This window comes from Pseudomonas sp. CFBP 13602 (assembly GCF_014842725.1).
Taxonomy (GTDB): domain Bacteria; phylum Pseudomonadota; class Gammaproteobacteria; order Pseudomonadales; family Pseudomonadaceae; genus Aquipseudomonas; species Aquipseudomonas baltica.
This window is the reverse complement of sequence record NZ_JACYVT010000015.1, coordinates 1-11,363: the sequence shown is the minus strand read 5'-3', so window position 1 is coordinate 11,363 and position 11,363 is coordinate 1. Positions and strand designations below refer to the sequence as shown.

The window sequence follows — 11,363 nt, the reverse complement described above, 5'->3', positions numbered from 1 at the left end:
TCCACGTAGCGGGTCTTGTCCACCCAGAAGCTCAAATCCCCTACCGCAGTGATGGGCAGTTCCACCGGCGGGTTGATGCTCGTGCTCGAGCCCTCCCAGTGCAGCCGCGCCTTGCCGCCAACGTACAACGGCGAGCCGACGGTGACCTTGACGGTGATGCCGCCCGTAGCCAGGTCGGCGGGGTCCAGCACGTCGCCAGGTTTCAACGCCGGGCTGAAGGTAGGCGCGGGCAGCGAGGCGCCGGCGCCGACCACGGTCAAGGCCAGGGCGGGCGAACGGTACACCGTGCCGTCGGCCAGCTTGACGGTGTAGGACACCTCCAGTGTGCCGCCGATGAGTTGCAGCGCCATGTCCTTGAGCACCAGGATGCTCAGCGGCCNTGGCCAGCACGATGACCTCGACGGTGTTTTCGCTGATGGACTCCGGTGCCAGGGTGCCACCGGATGCCTTGGGCACTTCGGGCATTTTCAGTTCGTTGCGCGTGCCCACCACGCCGAATGTCGAGCCGCTGGAGATCTTCGCTGCGCCGCCGGCGGCCGGAATGGCGGTGTAGTACACGTACGCCTGGCTGTCGATCAGCACGGCGGCCACGTCCTTGGGCACCTGGAAGTTGAGAAAGCGGTTGCTGCCCAGCTGCTGGGCCGGGGTGCTGAAATCCTGGAAAGGGCCTTCCACCGGCCGTCCGGTCCAGTGCACGACGATGTTGTCATCGACGGCGATGGTTGAATAGCGATTGACGCGGATTTCCACCAGGCCGTCGGTGATGGTATCCAGATGCAGGTCGCCGGTCTGGGTGCCTTCCACGGTCGGCTCGGGCAACGAGCCTCGTGCATACACGGTGGTCAGCACGCTGGGGCTGTAGCGTGAATAGTTCTGCACCTTGTCGCGGATGCTGTAGCGCACGATCAGGTCGGTGCCGGGGCGGGCGGCAATGACGCTGTTGGGCACGGTGATGGTGATGCTGCGGTTGAGGTCGCTGGTTTGCAGCGGGCCGTAGTGAATGGCCGTGCCGGCCCAGAACAGAGTGACGATATCGCCCTCGCTCTGGTGGGTGTATTGCTGGATCGTCACCGGCAGGTCGCCCACCAGGCTGACATCGGAGATGAGGTCCGGCACGCCATAGGGCAGCCCGAGATTGGGGTTGAGTGAAGGATCGCTGGCGTCCGGCGGCTCGGGCGGGTCGCCAGGCACCGTCAGCTTGATCGGCACCACCAGCGACTGCGATGCCCGCTCGTTGCCGGCTGGATCCTTGACGTGGTAGTGCAGCGTCGCCTCGAGCGCGTCGGGGGAAATGTAGTACGCATCGGCAATCAACGCCTGAGTGGCGGTGGCGTCGGTCACCCTGGCGAAGTCCATGTAACCGTCATTCCAGTAGAGGTCGATGATGTCATTCACCGCCATACCCACGTAGGGCTCTACCAGCACGGTGATCAGGCCGTTGTCGTAGTCGTCTTTGTTGATGCCGCCATGGGAGATCGCGGCCGGTACCAGGGGGGCGTAGATATTGGGGTCGGGCGCCACGCCACCATGTCGGGCACCGTGGTTGACATGGTCGCTGCCACAGGCGGCTTTGCGGATGGCGCGTAGTAATGAACGGGGTGGATTTTTCACGATGGATCACCTCGGGGAAGTTGAGGGAATATCGAAGAGTAGAGAGGCGAGCAATCAAGCAGCAGTCACCTGAGAGAACAAGTTAGGCTTGAAAACTGGAAAGTGCAAACAACTGGAAGAGTGACAAACTTGGTAGGTTTTCGCGCCCAAGTCTATGTGATACATACGCTTTATTCGCATAACGATTGAATGCGAGGACTCAAGAAAAGTTAGTATATTTTTGTACTTTGGATGCGGCTATAAAAAATAATATTCAACATTGCGCTGAAAGTAAAAAGGCGAGCTTTTGCATGTATTAGTTGGGTCATTCAAATACGGCAGACCCACTTGCCCAGCAGGTCCCTTGCCTACGCAGAAACGGTGTAGGGGGTTGTGCCATGGCAGAGGCAACAGCAGCGCATTCACCACTGTTGCCTGCCTTTGCGGGATCAGAAGCTGTAGCGCAGGCCGACGTTCACGCCCCAGGGTTGCTCCAGGTTGCGACCCTTGGCGTAGTCGAACTCGGTGTGCAACTGCAAGCGGTCGGACATCTGCGCGGCCAGGCCCAGGCCGAATTCGCCGCGGCTGCCGGACAGGTCGTTGGTGAAGCGGTTGCCATTGACCTTGACCTGGTTGTTGCTGGCGAACTCGTGGGCCAAAGCGGCCTTGGCGTAGTACTCGAAGGTGCCGCCGGCATCCAGCTCAAGCGTTTGGCTGAGCTTGGCACCGGCTTTGGCCAGCAGCGAGTCGGCACGGTTGCTGTCAGCTTCCATGCCGTTGTTCAACGTGTAACCTTGCCCCTGCACCTTCAAAGCCGACACCTGGATGAAGGGAGTGACAGCAACGGTTTCAGTCACAGCAATCCGTCGGCCTGCTTCCAGCGAGGCACCGATGCCATGGTGGCTGTAGCTGCCTCGGCTGCGGGTACCATCGCTCATGCGCACCTCGGAGCTGTTCTGAAAGCGGTTGAGCTTGGCCAATGCATCGACGTAATAGCCGTCATCGCCCAGCCACGTGCCGTAGACACCCAGGTAGAAGCTGTCCACTTCGCCTGAAGTGCCGCCCTTGAGGTCCAGGTCGGATTTACTGTAGCCGACCATGGCACCGACCAAGGCGGTGCCGTTGTCCACCATCAACGGGGCGTCCGCGCCGAGGCTGAGACCGTTCTGCTGCTGTCGGTACGCCACACCGCCGCCCGCCGACAGGTTGTATTTATTGCCGTAGGCCCGCGTCCACAGGCCGCCCTCGGCCTTGCCCATGCGCAGCTCGCCCATGCGGCTGCGCAGGGTGCTCAGCTCGCCGTACCACACGCTGGGCGCAGCGCTGAACAAGCCAAGCACCGATGCGGTACCTGGGGTCACCACGTTGCCAGGGCGCTGCACCAGCTGCCAGTCGTCGCCTGTTTGTTTCAAGTCGTAAACGAAGGTACCCAGGTCTATCTGGCCGCCCAGCGCCGCGAAACGCGCGTCACCGCCTGCGGTCTTGACCACGGTCAATGGGTCTTGCCCTTCGGCGACGTCAGTACCGGTGTTGTGAATGGCCAGCAAGTGGTCGCCGGTGGCCTGGCCGGTGATCACCAGCGTGTCGCCTTGGCCTGTGGCCAGGTCGGTGCCCAGGCCAAAGGTGCCATTGCCGGCGAGGCTGCCCAGCGTCAGTTCGCGGAAGGCGCCGGACGTACCACCCAAATCGATGCGCCCGCCGTTCATGCTGACGTCACCGATGCTGGCGCTCTGGGTCATGCGCCACAATGCGCCGCTGTCGACGGCCAGGCTGGACACCCCGGCCATTGTGCCGGTCAGGCGGGCGTTGTCTTGCAGCGTAATGGCGGTGGTCGAGTCCGCGTCGATCTGAATGTCACCGGTCAAGTCGGTATTGGCAGCGGTGAAGTCCACCGTGGTATTGGCACCGGCTTGCAGAATGACACCGTCGCCGCCCAGCAGCGTCGCACCATTGCGCACGATGATCGAGGCTTGAACGGGTGAGGCGTTGCGTGTCTGTACGGCGATTGCCGCACCGCGCTGACCTTCGACGCGAGCGTTGTCCACCACCAGGTTGCTGGCGCGCGGTACGGGCACGAAGGTGTCCATGCTCAATACGGCGCCATGCGTCTCGCCAACCACGTTGCTGCCCTGGGTCACATTGATGTCGCCACTGAGCATCAGGATCCCGTTGCCACCCCGGAGCAGACTGGTGTTGGCCGTCCGGCCCAGCACTTGGGTGTTGGCCAGCGTGATAGCGTTGTTGTAGTTGGCGGAAACGCCGCTGCCGCTGCCCAGCAATACGCTGTCGAACACACTGACCTGGGCGCCGCTGGTCTCACTGCCATTGCTGGCGATCAGCGCGTAGTTGCCGGTGCTGACCACTGTGCTACCGGTGATGCTGGCGGTGCTTTGACTGACCCTGACCCCAACTGCCGCGCCGCCGTTGATCTGCGCGTTTTCCGCGCGTAGCGCAGAACCGCTGGACACTTCGATGCCCAGGGTTTTTGCGCCTTTGACGTAAAGGGAGGCTCCCTCGCGCAGGCGCCAATCGGTAATGGCGGCCTCGGGGTAGATCACCAGGGCGTCCCCTGGGCCGGTCAGATCGCGTGCCGCAGCGACTTCGGCACCGTCCAGTACGAGAAGCCCGGCAGCGAAGCTGCCGGGCAGGATGAAACGTGAAACGAACCTGCTCATGATTGAGAACCTTGCGATGCAACCGTAGGATTTGCCGAAGGGCAATTGCGGGCCGCAAGCTTAGGTTCATGAAGTTTTAATATCTGTAGGACGCGTCCGAATCATGCATAGGCAAGACGCGTCCTACAACGACAGACCTACCTGGCACGACACCTACCAGGCATAGCGTAGGCCGAGGCTTCCTCCCCATGGCTGTTCGATGTTCTCGCCATTGCTGTAGTCGAAATCGGCATGCAACTGCAGGCGATCGGAGATCTGCGCGATTACACCGGCTCCCAACTCGCCGCGGGTGCCCGAGAGGTCGTTGGTGAAGCGGTTGGCGTTGACCTTGACACGGTTGGCATCGGCGAATTCATGGGCCGCCGCCACCTTGATGTAAGGCTGCACCAAGCCGCCATTGGCCAACGGGAAGTTACGCCCGACATGCGTACCCACCTTGCCCAGCCACGAGTCGGCGCCGTTGCTGCGTGCCTGCATGCCATTGTCCAGATCGTAGCGCTCACCCTGCACCCACAGCGCCGACATCTGCGCGAAGGGTTCCAGGTACCAGTTGTCGGCGAGCTTTATGTGCTTGCCCACTTCCAGCGAGGCACCTACACCGTGGTTGTCGTAGTTGCCACCGGTACGGCTGCCGTCGCTGACGCGCACGTCGGACTCGTTCTGGAACCGGTTGAGCTTGACCACGCCGTCCACGTAGTAGCCGCCCTCGGACAGCCAGGTGCTGTACAGCCCCAGGTAGTAGCTGTCGACCTCACCGGAAGTGCCTGCTGCCAGGTCCAGGTCGGAGCGACTGTAGCCGCCCATCACGCCTACCAACCATTGGCCATTACTGGCCGGCAGCGGTGCATCGACCCCAAAGGTCAGCCCCTGCTGGCGCTGCCTATAGGCCACACCACCCCCGGCCGACAGGTCGTAACGCCCGCCATAGGTGCGCACCCAGGCGCCACTGGTGCCACGGCCCAGGCGCAGTTCACCCATGCGGCTGCGCAGCGTAGAGAGCTCGCCGTACCACACTGTGGGTGCGGCGCTGAACAGGCCGATCACCGAACGCGCTCCGGGGGTGACCACCGGACCGCCGCCGTCCCCAGGATTGCCGGGGTCCACGGGCGTCACGGGATCTACCGGGTTTACCGGATCTCCCGGATCGCCGGGGCTCCCTGGATCTACCGGGTCTACCGGATCTCCCGGATCGCCGGGGCTCCCTGGATCTACCGGGTCTACCGGATCTCCCGGATCGCCAGGGCTCCCTGGATCGACGGGACCGACAGTTCCCCGCTGAACCAGCAACCAGTCCTGGCCTTGCTTCTGCAGGTCGTAGACGTACGTGCCCGCATCGACCTGGCCGCCGAGCACGGCGAAGGTGCCCGCGCCACCGCCGGTCTGCACTACGGTCAGGGTCGTACCCGGCGTCGGGTCGACCCCACTGCTGCTGTTGTGGATGGCCAGTTCATGGCTGCCGGCGGCCTCGCCGGTCACCACCAAACGATCACCCTGTACGGTGCCCAGATCGGTGTTCAGGTCGAAGATGCCGCTGCCGCTCAAACTGCCTGTCTGCAAGGTTCGATAGGCGCCGCTGCGGCCACCCAACGCCACCCTGCTGCCGTTCATGGCCAGGCTGGCTATCTGCGAGTCGCCTGTCATGTTCCACAGGGAACCGTCAGCCAGATTGACAGCGCCTGCCTGGCTCAACTGGCCATTGAATGTCGAAGCGCGGTTCAGGTTCAGGTTCAGTGGACCCTGGCCGTTGCCTTCCCAGCTGCTTGCGTCAAGTGTCATGTTCGCCGTGGAGGTATCGGCGACAGTGACGTTGCCGGTCAAGCTGCTGTTGCCCAGGTTGAGCTGGGCCTGTGAGGCTTCGCTGACGTTCGTGTCGCCAACCCAGCTGCTCTGTTCCAGGCTCAGGTCGATGCGCGAGCCGCCGGTGAGCAGGGCATTGCCGGTCAACGTACTGGCTTCGCGGCTGACCAGGGTCAGCGCGCTGGCACCCCCCAGCAGCATGTCGCCGGTCAGGCTGCTGCCCTGGCCCAGATCGGCCGTCACCTGCGAGGCATCTGCCAGGCTCAAGCCGCCGTTCAAGGCACTGGCGGCCACTTGCAGATCCAGGGTCGACGCCTGCGTCACTTCCACCGCTATGCCATCGCCCCCGGTCAAGCTTGAACCATTGGCCAGGGTCAACCTTCCGGCTGTGGCCAGTGGATACAGCGTGGCCCCAACCAACACCGCGCTGCCGCGAGTACCTTGCAGGCTCGACCCATCGAGCGCCAGGTTGGTGGCTGCACGCGGTGTGCCGCTGCCGCCACCGTTGGCGATCAATGTGGCGCCATGGTTGGCGCCTATGGCGCTGCTCTGCACCAGGTTCATGTCCGATGACAGCACCGACAGCCCCACCCCGCCTAAGTAAGGCTGCACGCGACCATCATCGGTGCCGGATATCTGCGAACCGCTGATATTCACCACGGCCCCTGTGCTGCTTTGGATGCCTCGGCCGAAGCCGGTGACCGTACTGTTGGTCAGCGTCAAGACGGCGGGCGCGCCGGCTACCAGCGTGATACCGATGGCTGAAGAGGCATTGAGCACGCTATCGGTCACCGTGGCCGTGGAAGCGTCCACGCGCAAGGCTTCGAAGCGTGCGCGCGCCGTGACCGTGGCGCCTTCCAGCCCGGCCGTACTGCCCAGGCGCAAGCCGATGTCCAGAGTTTGGCCCCCAGGGCTGACAAACAGCGAACCTCCTCGCAGTACCGACCATTCCTCGACCGGTGAACCTGAGTTGACCCTGCCGATGGAAAAGGGCCCATCCACCACGGCCGCCATGACCTCGCCAGATACACTTAATACGACTGCAACGCCCAGCAACGGGCGCCACTTGATACCGCCGTGAACAATAGTTTTCATGACTGCCACCTTTGAATTTGTTTATTCAAAAAGTTACTTTGGATCGTCCATCCGAAGTGGCAGTGTAGTTGCAAATCATGCTTCATCTAGTTGAATAATAATTTTCAGAATTAGCTGGATTTAAATATTGAAATGATTCCAATCGGTGCTAGCTTGAATATCGCACCAAGCCGATTACGCCTCGCACGAAGCCGCACCGAAACTTGCAGCGTGTAAATAATCAATCACTCGCAGCCGTTATGAAAACGCTTATTCACACTGCGCGCCTCGGTCTATATCAGTTCAGTACTGGAGATTGAAAAATGGGAACTTCCAACGCGATCTTTCAGGCGCCAAGCGCGCGTCCGACAGATGCAGCCGTCACTGTGTACAAGGTTCACAAGAAAGGCCGACTGGATCCGACGTCGCCCAGCAAGCGCTCTGCCAGCCTGCGGGCAGGCGTGGGCATATTGGTGGACGATGGTCCACCGCCGTCAGTACCTGACGCCATTTCCGGACACCCGCAGAACCTGATTCCTGCAAACAAGAATAACAGTCCATTCAGGATCTCCATTCCAAACCACACGAGCATCGTTGCTGGCGACCTGGTCCGCTTGATACTCGACAATGTGCCTATCGACGTTCCAGCCGTGGACGCTGCAGAGGTAGGCAATGGTTATATCCGCGAGTTCGACGCAACCCTGGCTCACGGTGTACACCAGGTTACCTACGAGCTGGAGGATGGCGGCAGCAATGTGATTCGGGGTAACCCACCGATCCCTTTGCGTATCGACCGTGAAGCGCCAGGCGGGACTTTGATGCCACCGCTGATCTTTGCCCAAGATGTAGAAGACGAAGGTGTGACCCTGGACAAATTGGTTGCAGGCACTTCCGGCGGTCTAGTGCTGAAGACACTGCTGCCAGACTACTACGGCATGGAAGATGGCGACATAGTCAAACCTTTTTACAGAGCAACATCAGGGGGGTCTGAGTTGCTCATCGTGTCGGCGGAGAAGGTGGTGCCCGTGGGCGGCACAGGCGAAGATCTGGAGCTTGAAATTCCGTTGGCCGCGTTGCAAGCCATGAATGACGGCGAGCGCTATTTCGGTTACACGCTTACCGACGTGGCGGGCAATGTCAGCCGTGGGCGCGCAGACGACGTTGCCTTGATCATCCTGGTCAGCAGCGCGCCAGTGGACGGTGATCTGGATTTACCAGACATCGCGCTGTTCAGCGACAACGGCCTGATCAGCGAAGCCGATGCGCGCACGCCGGTCCATGTCAAAATTCCCGAAATCCCCAAGTCCGTCGATGGCGACGAAGTGATTTTCTACCTCGGCACCTCAAGTACCTCGAGACTGCGCATCAGCACAGCGGACCTCGGCAAGCCCTTCGTGCTGGAGTTCGACCTGCCGTTTGACTTCGTTGCCAACGGTGGCGGTACGGGGTCACCGCAACGGTACACAGCAGAGGGGTACTACGAAGTCTACCGCGGCACTGTAAAAATGGCCACTTCGGGAGCCAACCCCGTGTTGGTGGACATCACCATACCCGCCGGCCCAGACCCAGTCCCCGGCACTCCGGAAAATGAGCTGTTGAGGGTAGTCACGGTCGAGGCGGACAGTGGTGCTGTCGATATCATCGACAACGCTGACTTGCAGGAGGACGCCGAGGTCATCGTTCCTTACTACGCCGACAGCACTGCCACCCCGCCGGGTGATGTCGACTACCTGCAGGCCAACGATGTCATTACCGTCTATTGGGGCGGCACGGCGCTGGCTAACAGAAGAACCATACTGGCCAGCGATCTCGCTGCCAAATTACCGCTGAAAATCACGGCAACATCGGCTGAAATGAAGGCCAAAGGGCCTGGTATCAAAGCTGTCCACTACACCGTGGCGCGTGCAACATCAGGCACGCCATCGGCGACCAACGTGGCCCTGTCGTTTGCCAAGGACGTACAAGTTATTTCTCAGGATCTGCTGCCAGGCGGACCCGGGGGATTGCCCGCAGGAGAGTTCACAGAGCGCAGGCAGGCACAAAACTCCTTGAACAAGGCGCAGCTGCAGGACGGTACGCCATTCCGTGTGCTCCTGGATTACGACCAAGTGGCCGAGGGCGACGAGATCACCCTCACGCTGCAGGGGTATTACGGCCTTGCCGGCTCAGGCGTCGAAACGCCCAACATGAAGCTCGATCTGAGCTACACCTTGACGCGCGACGATATCCAATTGCCGGGTGGCCCTGTCAAACATCACGACTTCCTGATTCCGGCCACTTACTTCTCCAAGAAGTGGGTGAATGAGCCCGTTGGGCAGGGGTCGGTAACGGCCGTGTACTCCATTGAAAATGCCTACGGCACTGGCGGCCCTTCTGCCTCGGTGTTCGTGCGTTGCTACGCACTGGACTTGTAGCAGCGTTACCCCTCGCCGGCAGGCAACTGTCGGCGAGGGGCCTACCCGCTCTTTGTCATGAGTGATCTCAACTCCACTTGAGGTGATCCATCGTGAAAAATCCACCCCGTTCATTATTACGCGCCATCCGCAAAGCCGCCTGTGGCAGCGACCATGTCAACCACGGTGCCCGACATGGTGGCGTGGCGCCCGACCCCAATATCTACGCCCCCCTGGTACCGGCCGCGATCTCCCATGGCGGCATCAACAAAGACGACTACGACAACGGCCTGATTGCCGTGCTGGTAGAGCCCTACGTGGGTATGGCGGTGAATGACATCATCGACCTTTACTGGAATGACGGTTACATGGACTTCGCCACGGTGACCGACCCCACCGCCACTCAGGCGTTGGTTGCCGATGCATACTACATTTCCCCCGACGCGCTCGAGGCGACGCTGCACTACCACGTCAAGGATTCAGCCGGTAACGAGCGGGCATCGCAGTCGCTGGTGGTGCCGATCAAGCTGACGGTGCCTGGCGACCCGCCGGAACCGCCGGACGCCAGCGATCCTTCACTCAACCCCAATCTCGGGCTGCCCTATGGCGTGCCGGACCTCATCTCCGACGTCAGCCTGGTGGGCGACCTGCCGGTGACGATCCAGCAATACACCCACCAGAGCGAGGGCGATATCGTCACCCTGTTCTGGGCCGGCACGGCCATTCACTATGGCCCGCTGCAAACCAGCGACCTCAACCGCAGCATCACCATCACCGTGCCCAACAGCGTCATTGCCGCCCGCCCCGGCACCGACCTGATCGTGCGCTACAGCATCCGCGACAAGGTGCAGAACTATTCACGCTACAGCCCCAGCGTGCTGACCACCGTGTATGCACGAGGCTCGTTGCCCGAGCCGACCGTGGAAGGCACCCAGACCGGCGACCTGCATCTGGATACCATCACCGACGGCCTGGTGGAAATCCGCGTCAATCGCTATTCGACCATCGCCGTCGACGACAACATCGTCGTGCACTGGACCGGACGGCCCGTTCAAGGCCCGTTTCAAGACTACAGCACCCCGCCCCAGCAGCTGGGCAGCAACCGCTTTCTCAACTTCCAGGTGCCCAAGGACGTGGCCGCCGTGCTGATCGACAGCCAGGCGTACGTGTACTACACCGCCATTCCGGCCGCCGGTGGCGCAGCGAAGATCTCCAGCGGCTCGACATTCGGCGTGGTGGGCACGCGCAACGAACTGAAAATGCCGGAAGTGCCCAAGGCATCCGGTGGCACCCTGGCACCAGAGTCCATCAGCGAAAACACCGTCGAGGTCATCGTGCTGGCCAACCCGCTGCTGGTCAGCGGCAGCAACGTGACCCTGATCTGGAGTGGCACCGGCCCCGGCGGAGCGGTGTATCACGAAGAGATTCGCGCGGTCGACAGCGGCAACGCCGGTGGGCCGCTGAGCATCCTGGTGCTCAAGGACAAGGCACTGGAACTCATCGGCGGCACGCTGGAGGTGTCCTACACCGTCAAGCTGGCCGACGGCACGGTGTACCGTTCGCCCGCCCTGGCCTTGACCGTGGTCGGCGCCGGCGCCTCGCTGCCCGCGCCCACCTTCAGCCCGGCGTTGAAACCTGGCGACGTGCTGGACCCCGCCGACCTGGCCACGGGCGGCATCACCGTCAAGGTCACCGTCGGCTCGCCGTTGTACATCGGCGGCAAGGCGCGGCTGCACTGGGAGGGCTCGAACGCGAGCATCAACCCGCCGGTGGAACTGCCCATCACTGCGGTAGGGGATTTGAGCTTCTGGGTGGACAAGACCCGCTACGTGGA

4 protein-coding genes are annotated in these 11,363 nt (G+C 61.8%); 2 read left to right on the top strand and 2 right to left on the bottom strand.

Going from position 1 to position 11,363, the window contains the following annotated elements:
- Positions 1-2,039: 2,039 nt before the first annotated feature.
- Together IFU31_RS21555 and IFU31_RS21550 are read right to left on the bottom strand one after the other, a co-directional pair.
- Positions 2,040-4,265, bottom strand: coding sequence for an autotransporter outer membrane beta-barrel domain-containing protein (locus IFU31_RS21555; RefSeq protein ID WP_192104656.1), 2,226 nt, complete (start codon positions 4,263-4,265; stop codon positions 2,040-2,042).
- A 153-nt stretch (positions 4,266-4,418) separates the two neighbouring features.
- Complete coding sequence (locus IFU31_RS21550; RefSeq protein ID WP_244657729.1) at positions 4,419-7,157, bottom strand: autotransporter outer membrane beta-barrel domain-containing protein; 2,739 nt, start codon at positions 7,155-7,157, stop codon at positions 4,419-4,421.
- Positions 7,158-7,459: 302 nt separating this feature from the next.
- Here IFU31_RS21550 and IFU31_RS21545 point away from each other — a divergent pair, with 302 nt between their 5' ends.
- Positions 7,460-9,550 carry a hypothetical protein gene (locus IFU31_RS21545; protein ID WP_192060109.1) on the top strand — a complete coding sequence of 697 codons (2,091 nt, stop codon included), beginning with the start codon at positions 7,460-7,462 and terminating at the stop codon, positions 9,548-9,550.
- A gap of 92 nt (positions 9,551-9,642) precedes the next feature.
- A partial coding sequence (locus tag IFU31_RS21540; RefSeq protein ID WP_192104654.1) for a hypothetical protein occupies positions 9,643-11,363 on the top strand: 1,721 nt, incomplete at its 3' end.